At 73.9% G+C, this 16,926-nt stretch carries 13 protein-coding genes; 10 read left to right on the top strand and 3 right to left on the bottom strand.

Features of this window, described 5'->3' with window-relative positions; genetic code table 11:
• Positions 1 to 93: 93 nt before the first annotated feature.
• Positions 94 to 4,254, bottom strand: coding sequence for a BTAD domain-containing putative transcriptional regulator (locus NOO62_RS30450; RefSeq protein ID WP_268773994.1), 4,161 nt, complete (start codon positions 4,252 to 4,254; stop codon positions 94 to 96).
• Between the two features lie 575 nt (positions 4,255 to 4,829).
• Here NOO62_RS30450 and NOO62_RS30445 point away from each other — a divergent pair.
• The 4 genes from NOO62_RS30445 (at position 4,830) to NOO62_RS30430 (ending at position 7,568) form a co-directional block, all read left to right on the top strand.
• On the top strand, positions 4,830 to 6,428 hold the full coding sequence (locus NOO62_RS30445; protein WP_268773993.1) for a phage tail sheath family protein: 1,599 nt from the start codon (positions 4,830 to 4,832) through the stop codon (positions 6,426 to 6,428).
• Between the two features lie 86 nt (positions 6,429 to 6,514).
• Positions 6,515 to 6,958, top strand: coding sequence for a phage tail protein (locus NOO62_RS30440; protein WP_125515614.1), 444 nt, complete (start codon positions 6,515 to 6,517; stop codon positions 6,956 to 6,958).
• Positions 6,958 to 7,404: a hypothetical protein gene (locus tag NOO62_RS30435; RefSeq protein WP_150173269.1), complete on the top strand. Its 447-nt coding sequence runs from the start codon at positions 6,958 to 6,960 to the stop codon at positions 7,402 to 7,404. Before NOO62_RS30440 ends, NOO62_RS30435 begins: the two co-directional genes overlap by 1 nt.
• Positions 7,401 to 7,568: a DUF6760 family protein gene (locus tag NOO62_RS30430; RefSeq protein WP_167355695.1), complete on the top strand. Its 168-nt coding sequence runs from the start codon at positions 7,401 to 7,403 to the stop codon at positions 7,566 to 7,568. The genes NOO62_RS30435 and NOO62_RS30430 overlap by 4 nt, the downstream gene beginning before the upstream one ends.
• Positions 7,569 to 8,609: 1,041 nt before the next feature.
• Here the strand turns inward: NOO62_RS30430 and NOO62_RS30425 are convergent.
• Positions 8,610 to 8,861, bottom strand: a complete 252-nt coding sequence (locus tag NOO62_RS30425) for a hypothetical protein (protein ID WP_268773992.1) — start codon at positions 8,859 to 8,861, stop codon at positions 8,610 to 8,612.
• An 84-nt stretch (positions 8,862 to 8,945) separates the two neighbouring features.
• On the bottom strand, positions 8,946 to 9,473 hold the full coding sequence (locus tag NOO62_RS30420) for a hypothetical protein (RefSeq protein ID WP_268773991.1): 528 nt from the start codon (positions 9,471 to 9,473) through the stop codon (positions 8,946 to 8,948).
• Positions 9,474 to 10,410: 937 nt separating this feature from the next.
• Between NOO62_RS30420 and NOO62_RS30415 the strand changes: the two genes are divergently transcribed.
• The 6 genes from NOO62_RS30415 (at position 10,411) to NOO62_RS30390 (ending at position 16,753) form a co-directional block, all read left to right on the top strand.
• Positions 10,411 to 11,136, top strand: a complete 726-nt coding sequence (locus NOO62_RS30415; RefSeq protein ID WP_268773990.1) for a hypothetical protein — start codon at positions 10,411 to 10,413, stop codon at positions 11,134 to 11,136.
• 86 nt (positions 11,137 to 11,222) lie between these two features.
• Positions 11,223 to 11,660 carry a phage tail protein gene (locus tag NOO62_RS30410; protein ID WP_150186695.1) on the top strand — a complete coding sequence of 146 codons (438 nt, stop codon included), beginning with the start codon at positions 11,223 to 11,225 and terminating at the stop codon, positions 11,658 to 11,660.
• Between the two features lies 1 nt (position 11,661).
• The gene (locus NOO62_RS30405; RefSeq protein WP_268773989.1) at positions 11,662 to 12,420 is read left to right on the top strand and encodes a LysM peptidoglycan-binding domain-containing protein; all 759 of its coding nucleotides are present in this window, start codon (positions 11,662 to 11,664) and stop codon (positions 12,418 to 12,420) included.
• Positions 12,420 to 14,339: a VgrG-related protein gene (locus NOO62_RS30400; RefSeq protein WP_268773988.1), complete on the top strand. Its 1,920-nt coding sequence runs from the start codon at positions 12,420 to 12,422 to the stop codon at positions 14,337 to 14,339. Before NOO62_RS30405 ends, NOO62_RS30400 begins: the two co-directional genes overlap by 1 nt.
• Before the next feature lie 32 nt (positions 14,340 to 14,371).
• Positions 14,372 to 14,785: a GPW/gp25 family protein gene (locus NOO62_RS30395; RefSeq protein ID WP_268773987.1), complete on the top strand. Its 414-nt coding sequence runs from the start codon at positions 14,372 to 14,374 to the stop codon at positions 14,783 to 14,785.
• A 6-nt stretch (positions 14,786 to 14,791) separates the two neighbouring features.
• Positions 14,792 to 16,753, top strand: a complete 1,962-nt coding sequence (locus tag NOO62_RS30390; RefSeq protein WP_268773986.1) for a putative baseplate assembly protein — start codon at positions 14,792 to 14,794, stop codon at positions 16,751 to 16,753.
• The last annotated feature ends 173 nt before the right edge of the window (positions 16,754 to 16,926 follow it).

The following is a 16,926-nucleotide window of genomic DNA, read 5'->3' as shown; positions in this document are numbered from 1 at the left end:
GAGCCCGCCTCCGGCTCTCTCCTTGTACGAAAGGGCGACGTCAAGGGCAGGCCCGGCTGCCCTCGCGGACGGGAGCCGCGCGGCCCTGTGCTCTCAGCCGTGCGCGGAGAGCACCGGGCCGTGGATCGCCGCGCGTGGGCGCCACTTGGACAGCAGGGCGGCGATCTCGTCGGCCTCCAGAGCGCCGCGCCGTTCCATGACGCGGTGTGCGATCCGCAGGGCGGCTCTGGCCCGTTCGAGGTCGCCGAGGGCGAGCAGCGCCCGCCCGCGCGCGGCCATCGCCAGCGCGTGGCAGAACGCGTCGCCGAGTTCGCCCTCGACGGCGAGCGCCGCGTCCGCGCAGCGGATGGCCTCGCCGGGTCTGCCCTGCGCCAGCTCGCAGTAGGCGAGACGGGCCCAGCACAGCGCCTCCCAGCGCGGGTTGCGGGCCCTGCCGTGCAGCCGCTGCGCCTCGCGCAACTGCTCCGCCCCCGCGTCCGCCCTGCCGTCCGCGAGCAGCGCGCAGCCCGCCTGGTAGAGGACGTGCGCGAGCGTGTGCGTGCTGCCCGAGCGCCGGGCCTGCCGCACCGCCTCGTCGATCGCGGTGTCCGCCGCCGGGCGGCGGCCCAGCGCGACGTACGCGCGGGCCATGTGCGACAGGATGCGGATCCGGTCGTCGTGCCCGCCGAGCGCGCCGAATCTCGCGTACGCCAGGCGCAGTTGCTCAAGGGCCATCGCGAACCGGCCCGTGCCCATGAGGACGATGGCCAGCTCGTGGCTGCCCTCGGCACCGACGAGGAGGTCGCCGCAGCCCGCGGCCAGGTGCAGGCTCTCGCGGAGCGCGTGCTCGGCGCGGCCGTATGTCTCGGTGCCGTAGTGCGGGGCACCGAGCAGCCGCAGCGCGCGGGCGGCCGACCGGTCGTCGCCGTGCCGACGGGCCGTGCGCAGGGCGAGTTCGGCGAGCGGCTCCAGGTCGCGGTGGCGAGCGGTGCCCGCGACGAGGTGGGACCAGGCGGTGAGGAGGTCGACGACGGGGCGGAGGCCGGGTGGGGTGGGGGTGTTGGCCGGGTGGGGCGCGTGGGGCGCATTGGACCCGCCCTCACCAGGGGCTTCCTCCGGCTCCTCCGACTCCTCCGCCTCGTCCGGTACGTGTCGCAGCGCGTTCTCCGCCGCGTCGCACAGCCGGGAGTGTGCGACGACCAGCCAGTCGTGCGCGGCGGCCTCGTCGGGCAGCGCCTTGCCCGCGGACGCGGGCCGGTGCAGCAGCTCGGGGAGCACGCTGTGCGGCTTCGTACGGCGGATCGCGGTGATGACGGTGGCCAGGACGTAGTCGAGGAAGCGCAGGCGGGCGGCGGCGCGTTCCGCCGCGCTCTCGCGCAGCTCGCACTGGCGGCGCGCGAAGAGCCGCACCAGGTCGTGGAAGCGGTAGCGGTCCTCGCCGTGCAGCTCCATGAGACCCGCGTCGACCAGCCGTTCCACCGCGCGCTCCGCCTCCTCCTCGTCGACGCCGAGCAGGGCGCCCGCGGCACCGCGGCAGAAGGACGGCATGTAGCAGAGCGAGACCATGCGGAAGGCACGGGCGAGGCCAGGCTCCAAGGCCTCGTACCCGAGCCGGAAGGTGGCCTCGACGCCCAGGTCGTCCACCCGCAGCTCGTCCAGCCTGCGTCGCTCGTCGCGCAGCCGTGCCACCAGGTCGGCCATGGGGCGTCCCGGCCGTGCGGCCAGGCGGGCGGCGGCGATACGGACGGCGAGGGGCAGCCCGCCGCAGACGGCGACGAGTTCGCGTGCGGCGTCCCGTTCCGCGGCCACGCGCTCCGCGCCGAGCATGGCGTTGAGCAGGCCGAGCGCCTGTCGCTCGTCCATCGCCTCGACGTCGACGAGGCGCGCGCCGGGCAGGGTGATGGTCCGCGAGCGGCTGGTCACCAGGACGGCGCAGCCGGGCGCGCCGGGCAGCAGCGGGCGCACCTGCGCGGTGTCGCGCGCGTTGTCGAGGAACACGAGAACGCGGCGTCCCGCGAGGAGCGAGCGGTAGAGGGCGGTCTGCTGGTCGAGCCCGTCGGGGACGGCGCTCTCGGGGATGCCGAGCGCGCGCAGGAACCCGGTGAGCGCGCTGCCGCTGTCGACGCCGGGCGCGGCGTCGGCGCCGCGCAGGTCGACGTAGAGCTGCCCGTCGGGGAACTCGTCCCGTAAGGCGTGGGCGACGTGCACGGCGAGCGCGGTCTTGCCGACGCCGCCGAGCCCGGTGAGCGTGGCCACGGCCATCGTGCTGCCGGAGGCGGCGGACCGCAGCGTCTCGGCCAACAACCGCGCCTCGACCTCCCGCCCCGCGAAGTCGGGCACGTCGGGGAGGAGCTGCGCGGGGGTGAGGCGATCGGCGACGGTACGGACGGGGCTGGGGACGGCTCCGTGCAGGGGGGTGGGGGTGTTCAGGGGGAGGGGGCGGGCGGTCAGGTCTGCGGGGTCGGTCAGGGGTGGGGGTGATGGGGGTGTGGGTGTGGGTGATGGGGATGTGGGTGATGGGGATGTGGGTGATGAGGATGTGGGTGATGAGGATGTGGGCGGGGTGACGGGTATGGGGGTGAGGGCTTCGAGACGGGGTTCTGCGCCGGGGGGCGTGGGGGGCGGCGTGACGGGTGCCGTGTGGGGAAGCGCGGCGGGTGCCGGGCCGGACACCGGACCCGGCGCCATGCCGGACACCGCCCCGCCTGCCGAGCCGGACACCGCACCCGGTGCCATGCCGGGCAACGCCCCGGTGGCCGGGCCGGGCATCGCACCCGGCGCCACGCCGGGCAACGCGCCGGTCGCCGAGCCGGACACCACACCCGGCGCCACACCGGACACCGCCTCGGTGGCCGAGCCGGACACCGCCCCGCCTCCCCAGCCGGGCACCGCACCCGGTGCCATGCCGGGCAACGCCCCGGTGGCCGAGCCGGACACCGCACCCGGCGCCACACCGGACACCGCCCCGCCTGCCCAGCCGGACACCGCACCCGGCGCCATGCCGGACACCGCCCCGGTGGCCGGGCCGGGCATCGCACCCGGCGCCACGCCGGACACCGCCCCGGTGGCCGAGCCGGACACCGCACCCGGCGCCACACCGGACACCGCACCGCCTGCCCAGCCGGACACCGCACCCAGCGCCATGCCGGACACCGCACCCGGTGCCACACCGGATACCCCTCCGGCCCCCGGGCCGGTTGCCCTGCCCCGGGCCCCGTCGGTCTGCCCGTCGGGCACGGCGCCGGTTGCCGTGCCGAGCGCCCCACCAGGTACCCCACCAGGCGCCCCGCCAGACACCGCCTCACCAGGCGCCCCGCCAGAAACCGCCCCGCCAGACACCGCCCCGGATGCCACGCCCGACGCCGCGCCGATCGCCGTACCGGGCCGCGCCATATGCGCGGAGGGCCCGGCGCCGGGCCACGGGAGGGCCGCGGGGGGCAGGGGTGTGCCCTGGAGGAGCGCGGTGTGGAGCGTGGCGAGTTCCTTGCCCGGGTCGACGCCGAGTTCCCTCGCGAGCGTGCGGCGCGTCGTGTCGTACGCCGCGAGCGCGTCCGCACGGCGGCCGCCCCGGTGCAGGGCGAGCATGAGCAGGGCCTGGGCGCGCTCGCGCAGTGGGTGTTCGGCGGCGAAGACGCTGAGGGGAGCGATCGTCTCGCCGTGGCAGCCGAGTTCGAGCGCGCAGGCGAAGAACTCCTCCTGCGCGGTGACGGAGAGCTCGGTGAGCCGGTCCCGCTGACGCCGCGCGTACGGCCCAGGCAGTCCGGCCAGCGGCGCCCCGTCGGAGAGCGCGAGCGCAGCCGTCAACTCGGCGTAGGCGTCCGCGAGTTCACCCGCACCGCGCAGCGAACGCGCCGCGGCGACGTGGTCCTCCAGCTCGCTCGCGTCGAGCGCGCCGCGCGGCACGCGCAGGGCGTAGCCGTCGCCCGCCGACACCAGGATCCGCGCGGGCTCGCGAGCACGCCGGTCCGGTTCGAGGAGGCCGCGCAGCCGGGACACGTACGTACGCAGCGTGCCGATCGCGCGCGGCGGCGGCGACTCGTCCCACAGCGCGTCCACCAGCTCCGCAGCCGACACCGGCCGGCCACCGCGCAGCAGCAGCGCGGCCAGCGTCGCACGCTGCTGCGGCGATCCGAGCGTCAGGGCCTGCCCGTCGCGCCAGGCCCGCACCGGCCCGAGGACCTGGAACCACAACGGCCCGCCCAGGTCACCCCGGTCGGCCCGGTCGGCCCCGCTCCCGCCGTCCCGGCCCGTGCGGCCGCCCGCGTCGCCCCGCATTGTCAGCCCGTACCCCTTGCCCTGTGACGCACCGCGAAGTGCCCGTTCGTACGCGCCACGGATGGCCGTACGCACCAAACGTTACGTCAGCCCCGAGAGTCCCCCGACTCGTGCGGGTCACTTGCGACACCTTGTTGACCAGGTGTTGACGTGCCGGGCACCCGGGGCGGGGCATATGCGCCACCGACCATTCACATTCGGCCTTACCCCGCACGGAACGCCCCCACACCCCTCCCGCCAACCCTGCCCTCGACCGCCCCGGACTGCCCTCCGCCCCCGGGCCGATGATCGGACGGGCAACGCGCCCCGCACCGGCCGGGTAGCTCCGGCCGCCACCGCGAACACTCAGGTCGGCCGCGTCCGCCCGACGGCTGAACGGGCAGCGGCATCTGCCCTCACTGACGTCCTTCCGTCTCTACGCACCGGCCCGCGCGTGAGGCACCGTCGACAAGGTACGAACCAGCGGGGACCGGCACACGGCCGGCACACAGGGGGAACGAGCGGCAGCCGCACCGGCGCATCGCCGGTCCGCCCGCCACACCCTCGCCACCCCTCGAGCCTTGGAGCACAGCAGCATGCCCAACTACCTGTCCCCCGGCGTCTACATCGAGGAAGTCGCCAGCGGTTCGCGTCCCATCGAAGGCGTCGGCACCTCCGTCGCGGCCTTCGTCGGCCTTGCACCGCGGGGACCGCTCAACGAGCCGACGCTGGTGACCAACTGGTCGCAGTATGTGGCCGCGTTCGGCGAGTTCACGGACGGGTACTACCTGGCGCACTCCGTGTACGGGTTCTTCAACAACGGCGGCAGCGCCGCGTACGTCGTGCGCGTCGGCGGCACTGACGCGACCGAGCCGCAGCAGCAGGCCCCCGCGCAGCAGACGCAGGCGCAGGCCCCCAAGGAGCTCACCGCGGGCGAGCCCGTGGCGCTCGGCGCGTTCACGGTGTCGGCGATCACGGCGGGCACCACGGACGGCGGCGCGCTGACCGTCGAGGTGCAGGACGGCGAGGGCGAGGGCGCCGCCGACCGCTTCAAGCTGATCGTCAAGGACGGCGACAAGGTCGTCGAGAACTTCGACGTCAGCGCGAAGAAGACCGCCCGCAACTACGTGGTCACGCAGGTCAGGCAGCGGTCCAAGACGATCGCCCTGGAGGAGGCCTCCACGGCCGGCGGGCAGCTCGCCAAGCCCGACGCGCAGACCGTGACGCTGGCCCCGCCGACGCCCGCCACCCCCGCCGTGCCCGCCTCGAACGGCCAGGTGTCGCGCATCGAGACCGCCCAGTTCATCGGCGACTCCTCGGACCGCACCGGCTTCGGCGGCCTGGAGGCCCTCGACGAGATCAACATGGTCGCGGTGCCCGACCTGATGGCCGCCTACCAGCAGGGCATCATCGACGAGGAGCAGGTCAAGGCGGTCCAGCTCGGCCTCATCTCGCACTGTGAGCTGATGGGCGACCGGATGGCCATCATCGACCCGCCGCCGTCGCTGAACGCCCGCCAGGTCCGGCAGTGGCGCCAGGAGCTGGCCGGCTACGACTCGCGCTACGCCGCCCTCTACTACCCCTGGATCAAGTCCTTCGACCCGGCGTCCGGTCAGTCGGTGGTCGTGCCGCCGTCCGGCCACATGGCGGGCATCTGGGCGCGCAACGACGCCGAGCGCGGTGTGCACAAGGCGCCGGCCAACGAGATCGTGCGCGGCGCGGTCGACCTGGAGCTGCAGATCACCCGCGGTGAGCAGGACCTGCTCAACCCGATCGGTGTGAACTGCATCCGCGCGTTCCCGGGCCGCGGCATCCGCGTGTGGGGCGCGCGCACGATGGCGTCCGACCCGGCGTGGCGCTACCTGAACGTGCGCCGCTACTTCAACTACCTCGAAGAGTCGATCCTCATCGGCACCCAGTGGGTGGTGTTCGAGCCGAACGACCACGCCCTGTGGGCGCGTATCCGCCGCAACGTCTCGGCGTTCCTCGTCAACGAGTGGCGTTCGGGTGCCCTCTTCGGCGCGCGTCCCGAGGACGCCTTCTACGTGAAGTGCGACGCGGAGACCAACCCTCCGGAGTCGGTCGACCTCGGCCGGGTCGTCTGCGAGATCGGCATCGCGCCGGTCAAGCCCGCCGAGTTCGTGGTGTTCCGGCTCGCGCAGTTCTCCGGCGGGGGCGGCGAGCTGGAGGAGTAGTCCGAGCCGAGCAGTAAGCCGGTACGCCGGTACGCCAGTACGCCACCTAAGAACGATCAATCCAGGCACTTCAGGAGTGAACCCCCTTGTCCCTTCAGCCCGGTGACGCCCTCACCACCCACAATTTCGGCCTGCAGATCGACGGTGTCATGGTCGAATACCTCCAGGAGGTCAGCGGCCTCTCGATGGAGCAGGACGTCATCGAGTACCAGCAGGTCTCGGCCGACGGCAAGCCCGTCGTGAAGAAGATGCCCGGCGTGAAGAAGGCCGGCGAGTGCACGGTCACCCGCGGCATGACGCAGAGCCCCGTCTTCAGCGAGTGGATCAACAAGTCCATCGCGGGCGACATGGGCTCGGCGCGCAAGAACGCGACGATCATGATGATGGATTACCAGAACAACCCGGTGAAGCGGTACAACCTGCGCAACGCCTGGTGCAGCAAGGTGGAGACCAGCGGGGTCAAGGCCGGCGACGCCGCCGCGCTGACCGAGCAGGTCACCATCGTCTTCGAAGAGCTGGTCATCGAATAATGCGGCGCGAGGGTCCGGCGGGGACGGCTGCGGGCGCGGGCACGGTGCCCGGCGCGGTGACGGGCGTCCGCGAACCACTGCGTACGGAATTCGAGTTCGAGTTGCCGCGCGGTTTCGTGGACGAGTCCGGCACCGTGCACCGCAACGGCGCGATGCGGCTCGCGACGGCACGTGACGAACTGGTGCCGCTGCGGGACGTGCGGGTGCGCGAGAACCCCGCCTACCTGTCCGTCGTACTGCTGGGCCGGGTCATCACCCGGCTCGGCACGCTCGGCTCGGTCCACGACGGCACGGTGGAGAACATGTTCGCCTCCGACCTCGCCTTCCTCCAGGACTTCTACCGGCAGATCAACGCGGAGGGCCACACCCGCGCGGCGGTGGCCTGCCCGCACTGCTCGGAGTCCTTCGAGGTGGAGCTGGCCGGGAGCCGCCTGGGGGAATCGTGACGTACGCGGCCGACCGCATCGAGGAGGAAGTCGCGTACCTCGCCTACCACTTCCACTGGGGCATGGACGACATCCTCGACCTCGAACACGCGGACCGGCGCGCGTACGTGGGGCGGACCGCCACATTGGTGGAGCAGGCGGAGGCGAAGGCGACCGGTCGGTGAGTCGAGGTAAGTGATGGGCTTGTTCAAGTGGCGGCGGGGTTCGCGGGGCGAGGGTACGCCGGGCGGCTCCGAGGGCGCTTCGGCCGAGGTCGCTTCGGGTGTTGGAGTCGCTTCGAGTGCTGAGGCCGGTGTCGGTCCCGAAAGCGGCTCCGGTGCCGAGGTCCGCGGCAGTGGTGGCGGGTGGGCCTCCGTGCCGCCCGTCCAGCGTGTTCTCGCGACGCCGCGGACCGTCGCCGAGCAGGGTTTCGGCGCGATGCTCGCCACCCACCAGAACCCGTCCTTCGGCGGCGAGCTGGGGCATGCGGTACGTGCCTCCGCGCCCGGCGGTGTGCTGCACGACGTCCTGACGCCGGTGGCGGGCCGACCGGGCGACCTCGACCTGCCTTCGCTCCGTCTGCCGGTACGGGGGATGAGTGATCCGAGTACTGCCGGTACGGAGGAGCAGGCCGCGCCCCTCGGTGCGGGCGGGGCCGCGACTTCCTCCGCCACGGCGCCGGTGCAGCGGTCCGCCGCCGCGCGGGCGCTGCCTGCTCCGGCGGCGAGCAGCTCGCCGGGTGGCCCTGCCGTACCGGTGGTGCAGCCGTCGCGTACGACCCGACGCTCTCCGCTGGTGTCGGCGGCGCCGGGCGTGGTGCCACAGCGGCAGTTGTTCCCTGTCGGGGCGGCACGTACGGCGCCGCCGAGCTCCACCGCGCCGCCCACCGATGCCCCCGGGCCGGTTCCCCCTGCCGACCCGGGATCGCATGCCGCGTCAGCGGCCACGGACCCCGTCGCTGTACGGGCGAATTCCCCCGTTGAGCCCGTACAGCGACGGCCTCGCATACGCCGGGTCCAGCGCGCGCAGGCCGGTCCGGGCACGCCTTCCGGTGCCCCCGCACCGGCGGCACCGCAGAGTGCCCCGCCTGAGCCCCCGGCCCAACGCACGGCGCCCGTCACCCCGGCACCCGCCCCCGCAGCGAACGCCCCGACGCCGAAGAACCGTGCGCAGGACGCCGCACCGGACGCGCCCGCGTCGCGGCCCGCCCCGCACGAGATTCCCGGTCACCGCACGGCCGACAACGTGCCCACTCCCAAGGCGAGCACCCCGACGCCGAAGAGCCGCGCGCACGAGGCCGCGACGAACGCGCCCGCACCGCAGAGCACCCCGCACCAGCCCCCGGTCCAGCGGACGGCCACCAACGGCCCCGAGCGCACGGCAGCCCCCGCGGCGAGCACCCCGGCGCCCAAGGACCACCCGTCCGAGGCCCCCGCCCAGCGGACGCCGAACAACGGCCCCGCACCCGCGACGAGCACCCCGGCACCAAAGGCCCGCCCGCACGAGACCCCCGCCCAGCGGACGACACCCGCGCCCACGGCAGGCGACCCGGCACCGAAGAGTCACCCGTCCGTGCCCCCTGCCCAGCAGACGCCGAACAACAGCCCCGCACCCGCGACGAGCAGCTCGGCACCGAAGGGCCGCCCACCCGAGGCCGCTGTCCAGCGGACAGCGACCAACGGCGCCGCACCCGCAGCCAGCAGCCCGGCGCCCACGGCCCACCCGCACGAGACCCCCGCCCAGCGGACGGCACCCAAGTCCACGCCCGCCGCCGCGGCAAGCACCCCGGCCCCGGCCCCGAAGAGCCCTCCGCACGAGACCACGGCCAACGCGCCCGCACCGCAGAACGCCCCCGTCCAGCGGACAGCGACCAACGGCCCCGCACCCACAGCCAGCAGCCCGGCGCCCAAGGCCCACCCGCACGAGACCCCCGCCCAGCGGACGGCACCCAAGTCCACGCCCGCCGCCGCGGCAAGCACCCCGGCCCCGGCCCCGAAGAGCCCTCCGCACGACACCACGACCAACGCGCCCGCACCGCAGAACGCCCCCGTCCAGCGGACAGCGACCAACGGCCCCGCACCCAAGTCCACGCCCGCCCCCACGGCGAGCAACCGCAGTCCGGTCGACGGACCGCTCCCCCCTGCCCAGAGGTCAACGAGCTCCAGCCCCACCCCGGCCCAGGGCCCAACGGCCCCTGCGCAAAAGCCGACGAGCGCGGGAACCACCCCCACGGCACCCGTCCAGAAGCGCCCCCGCACCACACCGGCGACGGACGCGCCGACGCCTCCGGCCCAGCGGCCGACGACCGCCGCACCCACCCCCACCACACCGGGTCAGAGCCACCCCGACCCCGCCCCGGTCAACGGCCCGACGGCCCCTGCCCAGAGGTCGACGTCCCCCGGCCCCGCACCGAGGCCGACGCCGACGTCCACCCCCGCGGCACCCGCCCACAAGCCGACGAACGCCGGCGCCGCACCTGAACCCACGCGCACGGCGAGTGGTCAGCCCCGCCCGCGCCGCACCGCAATCGGCGCACCCGTGCCCCCCGTGCAACGGTCAGCGAACGCCGCACCCACACCACCCACCACTCCCACGCCCACCGTCGGCCCCCAGAACCACCCCCACCCCACCAGCACCGGCACACCTGTGCCCCCTGTCCAACGGTCAGCCGGGTCCGCACCCACTCCGCCCACGGCAAGCGGCCGCCCCCGCCGCACCGCAATCGGCGCACCCGTGCCCCCCGCCCAACGGCAAGCGAACGCCGCGCCCACACCGGCCCCCGCTCCTGCCCCGGCATCCCAGAACCACCCGCGCCCTCTCAGCGGACCGCCGACGACCGACACCCCCTCCCCCACCCATAGCGACCAGCCCCACCCCCGCCGCACCGCGATAGGCGCACCCGTGCCCCCGGTCCAGACGTCGGCGAGCAGCGGGACCGCACCACTCGCGGGCCCCGCCCGTTCGCCCCAGACCCACTCGCAGCAGACTCCGACGAGCAGCGCACCGACGACGCCTGCCCCGAAGCCGATGACAAGTGGTCCCGCCCCCGCGGCAAGCAGCGACCCCGCACCGGTACCGAAGCACGCCCAGCCACAACCCCGCCCCCTCCCCGTCGTCCCGATCAACCGTCGCGTCGCCCCCGGCAGTTACCGGCCCGCAGCGGCTCAGTACCCCCTCTCCCCCGCCCGGGGCCTGACGCCGCACACCACCACCAGCACGCCGCACACCCCCGCAACGGGGGCCGCCCCCAAGGCGGCACCCACCCCCGTGCCCCTGCAAAAGTCGACAAGCCCCGCACCCCACGCCGCCACGCACCCGCACCCGCACCCGCCCAACAGCGGCGTCGCCCCCGTCGTCGTACCCCTCGCAAAACCGGCCGCCCCTACGCCGCCCCGTCCCACCCCCACCCCCGCCCCACCCCTCGTACGTACCGCGCCCATCCCGGCGCCCTCCGTCCAACGACGTGCCGCGCCCACCCAGCCCGAGCCGCAACCCCAACGACCCCAGCCCCAACAGCAGGTTTCCGTCCCCCTGCAACCCGCCCCGGCCCCCCGCCCAGCCCCGGCGGAGACCAAACCGGCCACCCCGGCCCAGGCCGAGCACACCAACCCCGGCCCCGACTCCGAAGCCGCAGCCCCCGCCGACCTCGACGACCTCGCGCGGCGGCTCCTCGCTCCGTTGTCGCGGCTGCTCCGCGCGGAGTTGCGCAGCGACCGCGAGCGCGTGGGCAGGCTCCGCGACCACGGCCGCTAGCCGACAACAACAGACCACACCAGCCCTAAGCCCTAAGCCCTAAGCCCTCCGCCACCCGCCACCCGCCACCACAGCAAAGAGAACCCATGCCCTCGCCCAAGGACCCCGGCTCCACCGTCTTCTTCAAGCTCACCATCGACGGCCAGGACCTCGGCCTGTTCAACGGGTGCGACGGGCTCTCCTCCGAGGTGGAGGTGGAGCAGCGGCAGGAGGGCGGCAACAACGGGTTCGTCTGGCAGCTGCCGACCCGCGTGACCTTCTCCACCATCCGGCTCACCCGGCCCCTGACCGCCGACACGGCCCGCGTGGCCGCCTGGATCTCGTCCATCGCGACCGGGATCTCGCGGCCCACCGCGCAGATCGCGGCGCTGCGCGCGGACGGTTCGATCGTCGCGCAGTGGGGGCTCGTCGAGGTGCTGCCCGTGCGCTGGCAGGGGCCGAGCCTGAGTCCGGACAGCCCCGCCGTGGCGACGGAGACGCTGGAGATCGCGCACCACGGGTTCACCGACGCGGGAGGTGCCTGAGATGGCCGCGCCCACCGGCGGCAAGGCAGGCGCGAGCCTGGTCCGCGCCGCGCTCGCCATCCACCAGCCGCCCACCGACCTCGGCGGGTCGATGGGCGGGCGGATCGGTGAGGTGGAGTTCCAGTTCAACCCGACGCAGCTCCAGATGGCGCGGTCCGCCGAGTGGCGTACGCAGCGTGCCGTCGCGTACACCCGGGGCGCCCCGCCGAAGTTCACCGGCGCCGCCCCGGCCACCCTCCAGCTGGAGGTCTTCCTCGACTCCTCCGGCACCCCCAACTCCGGGAAGGTGCAGAAGCAGGTCGAGATGCTCCTCTCGTGCTGCGAGGTGACCCCGCAGAGCGTCACCTCCAAGCGGCCGTCGCCGCCGTGGGTACGGTTCTCGTGGGGGTCGTTCAACACCGTGCAGTTCGTGGCGTACGTGACGAACGTCAGCGCCTCCTACACCCTCTTCAATCCGACCGGTGAACCCATCCGCGCCACGTGTTCGCTCGCGCTGACCGAGGTGTCGATGCCCACCAAGGGGCAGAACCCGACGTCCGGCGCGCTCTCCGCGCGCCGTGTGCACCGCACGGTGGCCGGTGATTCGCTGGCGTCGCTGGCGTGGCGGGAGTACGGGGACGCCACCCGCTGGCGGCTGATCGCCGAGGCCAACGACATCGACGACCCGATGCGGCTGCGGCCCGGCACCGAGCTACTGCTGCCCGCCGCCGACGAGGCCCGGCCCGGCCCCGTCACCGTCCCCGCGCACGTGGAGTCCTGATGAGTGAGAAGACGTACACGAGCGTCCTGCACGCCGAGATCGGCGGGTCCGTCCTGCCCGACAAGCTCGCCGTGCTGCTCGTCGAGGGCTGGGTGGACGCCAGTGTGAACGTGCCGTCCGCCTTCCAGCTGACCTTCGCCGACGAGGGCGGGGACATCCTGGAGAAGTTCCCGCAGATCAAGGTGGGCGCCAAGGCGGTGCTGTGCCCGTTCACGGACGGTGTGCGCGGCAAGCCGATGCTGACCGGTGAGGTCACCGCCCTGGAGGTCGACTCGGACGGCGGCGGCAAGCAGCTCGTCGTGCGCGGCTACGACCCGGGGCACCGGCTGCTGCGCAACCGCCGTGTGCATGGCTTCCCGAACATGACGGCGTCCGACATCGTGCGCCGCGTCGCCGCCGCCAACAAGGTGAAGCTCGGGAAGATCGAGTCGACGCCGACGGTGTACGAACTGGCGACCCAGCCGAACATCACCGACTGGGACTTCCTCTCCCGGCTCGCGCAGGAGAACGACACCCATCTGTCCTTCGACGAGGACGGGAAGCTGTGCTTCGCCAAGCTCGCGCCGGCGGCCGGGGCGCCGTCCGACTCGACACCGGCCGCGCAGAGCCCGTACGTCCTCGAATTCGGGCACAACGCGCTGCACAGCCGGGTCGCGGTGACCGCGGCGGGGCAGGTCGCCACGGCCGGGGTGCGGGGGTGGGACATGCGGGCGAAGCGGGCCCTGTCCGCGCAGTCCCCGGCGGTCCGCAGCAAGGACATCGTCGCCGACATCACGCCCGCGCAGCTTTCGCAGCCGTTCGGGAAGGCGGAGCTGACGGAGACGGGGTGGCCGTACACGACGCAGGCCCAGGTCACGCACGCCGCCCGGGCGCTCGCGGACGACGTGGCGGGGTCGTTCGCCGAGATCGAGGTCGCCGTCACCGGCAACCCCGACCTGCGGCCGGGGCGGCCCGTGGCGCTGAAGGGAGCCGGGTTCCCCTTCGAGGGGAAGTACACGGCGACCGGGGTGCGGCATCTCTTCGAGTCCGGGCGGCCGTTCACGACGTGGCTGACGGTCTCGGGGCGCCAGTTCCGTTCGCTGTACGGTCTCGCCTCGGGCGGCGCGGACGCCGCGCCGCCGATGCCGGGCGTCGCGATGGCGCTGGTCAGCAATGCGAAGGACCCGCTGAAGATGCACCGGGTCAAGCTGCGTTTCCCGTGGCTTTCGGAGACGTACGAAAGCGACTGGTGCCGCGTCGCGCAGCTGGGCGGGGTCCGGGGCGGTGGTCTGATGCTGCCCGAGGTGGGCGACGAGGTGCTGGTCGCCTTCGACCGGGGGTCCTTGGAACACCCGTACGTTCTCGCCGGGTTGTACAACGGCCGGGACAAGCCGACGCCCAACACGGACGGGCTGCAGCCGATCGACCCGACGAGCGGCCGGGTCAACTGGCGGTCCGTCTCCTCGCGCAGCGGCCACATCATGGAGCTCGTGGACGCCAAGTCCCGCATGAAGAGCGGCATCCGGCTCCAGACCGGCAACGGCCGCCTCACCGTCCACATGGACGAGGCGCGGACCAGCGTGACCATCCGCAGCGACGGCACGGTGTCGATCTCGGGGACCCGCAACGTGAGCATCAGGGCGGGCGGCAACCTGTCGTTGACCGCGGGCGGCTCGCTGACGATGAGCGCGGGCGGCGCGGTCGACATCAAGGCCGGTGCGAAGTTCGGCGTCAACGCGGGCGGCATGGCGGACATCAACGCGACCGGCGTCGTCAGCCTCAAGTCGGCGGGCGCCGTCGCCGTGAACGCGGTCGGCGCGGTCTCCGTGACCGCCGCGGGCGCGGTGGCCGTCAACGCGGGCGCTGCAGCGGCCATCACGTCGCCTGCGACCGTCGCGCTGACCGCTCCCGCCGTGCTGCGCAATGGCATTCCTTTCTAGGGTCGAGTCCAGGGTCGAGGGGGCCACTGATCATGAGTGAGCAGTTCGTCGGTGCGGGCTGGACGTTTCCGCTGCGCATCAACGCGGGCGGCGGCATCGCGCTGGCCCGGCGCGAGCGCGAGATCGAGGAGTCGATCCGTCTCGTGCTCGCCACCGCGCCGGGCGAGCGCCCGATGCGGCCGGAGTTCGGCTGCGCCGTGCACGACATGGTGTTCGCGCCGGTCAACGAGGCGACGGCGGGGCGGATCCGGTACGAGGTGCGGTCCTCGCTCGACCGCTGGGAGCCGCGCATCGACGTCCTGGACGTCGAGGTCAGTCCGGCGCCCGACGAGCCTTCCGTCCTGTTCATCGACGTGAGCTACACCGTGCGCGGCACCAACAATCCGCGCAGTCTCGTCTTTCCCTTCTACGTGATCCCGTCCACGGAATCAGAGAGCGGAGTCTGAAGTCCGATGGCCCTGCCCGCACCCCACCTCGACGACCGGCGCTTCCAGCAGTTCGTCGACGACGCCAAGCGCTACATCCAGCAGCGCTGCCCGGAGTGGACCGATCACAACGTCTCCGACCCGGGCGTCACCCTCGTCGAGGCCGTCGCGCACATGGCCGACCAGATCGTGTACCGGCTCAACCGCGTGCCGGAGAAGAACCACCTGGCCTTCCTCGACCTGCTCGGCGTCACCCTCTTCCCGCCCTCCGCGGCCCGCGCGGACGTCACGTTCTGGCTGTCCGCGCCCCAGGCCGAGCCGGTGGTCCTGCCCGCCGGTACGGAGGTGGCGACCAGCCGCACCGAGACCGAGGAAGCGGTGGCCTTCGCCACCGAGGCGGATCTGACCGTGGTGCCCTGCGAGCTGTCGGCCGTGCTGCGCCAGGAGGACGGCAGCACGCCGCAGGACTGCGGGCAGGACATCTTCGGCGGCCGTGACGTGGCGGTCTTCGCGGAGTCGCCGCGGCCCGGCGACACGCTGCTCTTCGGGCTCAGCGCCGCGGTGCCGCGGTGTGCGGCGGTGCTGCAGCTCGACAGCCGGGTGGACGGCGTGGGCGTCGACCCGCGGCAGCCGCCGCTGGTGTGGGAGGCGTGGACCGCGGACGGCTGGACCGAGTGCGAGGTGGACGAGGACTCCACCGGTGGCCTCAACCGGCCCGGCGACGTCGTGCTGCACATCCCGGCCGGGCACATCGTCTCCCGCATCGGGCGGCAGGACGCGGGCTGGCTGCGCTGCCGGGTGACCGAGGCGGCGAAGGGCCAGCCGTTCTACAGCGCGTCGCCGACCGTGCGGTCCGCGACCGCGTTCACCATCGGCGGCACGACGGGCGTCGCGCACGCGGACGTCATACGCGACGAGCTCCTCGGCGACTCCACGGGCGTGCCCGGACAGCGCGTCCGGCTTGCCCAGGCCCCGGTCGTCGCCGACCGGCCGCCGCTGGTCCTCGAGGTCTCCGACGGCGAGGGGTCGGGCTGGGCCGAGTGGCAGGTCGTCGACGACTTCGCCTCTTCGGGCCCGTACGACCCGCACGTCACGCTGGACGCGGGGACGGGCGAGATCGCGTTCGGCCCCGCGGTACGCGAACCGGACGGCTCCCTGCGGCAGTTCGGCGCCGTCCCCCAGAAGGGTGCCGCGATCCGCGCCACCCGCTACCGCACGGGCGGGGGCCGGACCGGCAACGTGGCCCGCGGCGCCATCCAGGTCCTGCGCAGCTCCATTCCGTACGTCGCCCGCGTGGAGAACCGCGAGGCGGCGCGCGGCGGAGTCGACGGCGAGACGGTCGAGGAGGCGAAGGTCCGCGCGCCGATCGCGCTGCGCGCGCAGGAGCGGGCGGTGACGGCGCGCGACTACGAGGAGCTGGCCCGGCGGGCCGCGCCCGAGACGGCGCGCATCCACTGCCTGGCCGCGGACTCCGCGGAGGCCGGGGAGAACGCGGTGCGGGTCCTCGTCGTACCGCAGGCGGTGCCGGACCGCGGCGGGCGGCTCCGCTTCGAGCAGCTGGTGCCCGGTGAGGAACTCCTCTCCCGCGTCACTTCGTTCCTCGACGACCGCCGCCCGCTCGGCACCCGCCTCTCGGTCGGCCCGCCCTACTACCAGGGCGTCACCGTGGTCGCCACGCTCCACTCCTTCCGTGCGGCGCAGGCCGAACGCGTCCGCTCCGAGGCGCTCGACGCGCTCTACGCCTACCTCGACCCGCTGACCGGCGGCGCCCACCGCGAGGGCTGGCCGTTCGGGCGCCCGCTGCGCGCCGGCGAGATCTTCGCCGCGCTCCAGCGGGTACCGGGCGTGGAACTCGTCGACGAGGTCTTGCTCCACCCCGCCGACCCCCTGACGGGCCGCAGGGGCGACGCCACGGACCGCATCGAACTGGCGCCCTCCGCCCTCCTGTTCCCCTTCGACCACCGAGTCCGCGTCATCGAGGCACGATGACGAACGACGAGAACCACGCGCACACCACCCCGGAGCCCGAGGGCACCCCCGAAGCGGCTCCCGCCCCCACCCCCGGTTTCGGCCCGGCGAACCCCTACTCCGACCCGGGCCACGCTTCCGCACCCAACCCGTACGCCACCCCGATCCACACCTCCGAGCCGAACCCGTACGCC

Origin of the sequence: Streptomyces sp. Je 1-369 (genome assembly GCF_026810505.1) — a bacterium.
Taxonomy (GTDB): domain Bacteria; phylum Actinomycetota; class Actinomycetes; order Streptomycetales; family Streptomycetaceae; genus Streptomyces.
Note: the sequence above shows the minus strand (reverse complement) of the source record. Positions and strands in the feature narration are given on the sequence as shown.

Excerpts from the sequence above, each read along its gene's own strand:
- NOO62_RS30450 (WP_268773994.1), bottom strand. The coding sequence starts at position 4,254 with ATGCGGGGCGACGCGGGCGGCCGCACGGGCCGGGACGGCGGGAGCGGG.
- NOO62_RS30445 (WP_268773993.1), top strand. The coding sequence starts at position 4,830 with ATGCCCAACTACCTGTCCCCCGGCGTCTACATCGAGGAAGTCGCCAGC.
- NOO62_RS30435 (WP_150173269.1), top strand. The coding sequence starts at position 6,958 with ATGCGGCGCGAGGGTCCGGCGGGGACGGCTGCGGGCGCGGGCACGGTG.
- NOO62_RS30415 (WP_268773990.1), top strand. The coding sequence starts at position 10,411 with ATGACAAGTGGTCCCGCCCCCGCGGCAAGCAGCGACCCCGCACCGGTA.
- NOO62_RS30410 (WP_150186695.1), top strand. The coding sequence starts at position 11,223 with ATGCCCTCGCCCAAGGACCCCGGCTCCACCGTCTTCTTCAAGCTCACC.
- NOO62_RS30405 (WP_268773989.1), top strand. The coding sequence starts at position 11,662 with ATGGCCGCGCCCACCGGCGGCAAGGCAGGCGCGAGCCTGGTCCGCGCC.
- NOO62_RS30400 (WP_268773988.1), top strand. The coding sequence starts at position 12,420 with ATGAGTGAGAAGACGTACACGAGCGTCCTGCACGCCGAGATCGGCGGG.
- NOO62_RS30395 (WP_268773987.1), top strand. The coding sequence starts at position 14,372 with ATGAGTGAGCAGTTCGTCGGTGCGGGCTGGACGTTTCCGCTGCGCATC.
- NOO62_RS30390 (WP_268773986.1), top strand. The coding sequence starts at position 14,792 with ATGGCCCTGCCCGCACCCCACCTCGACGACCGGCGCTTCCAGCAGTTC.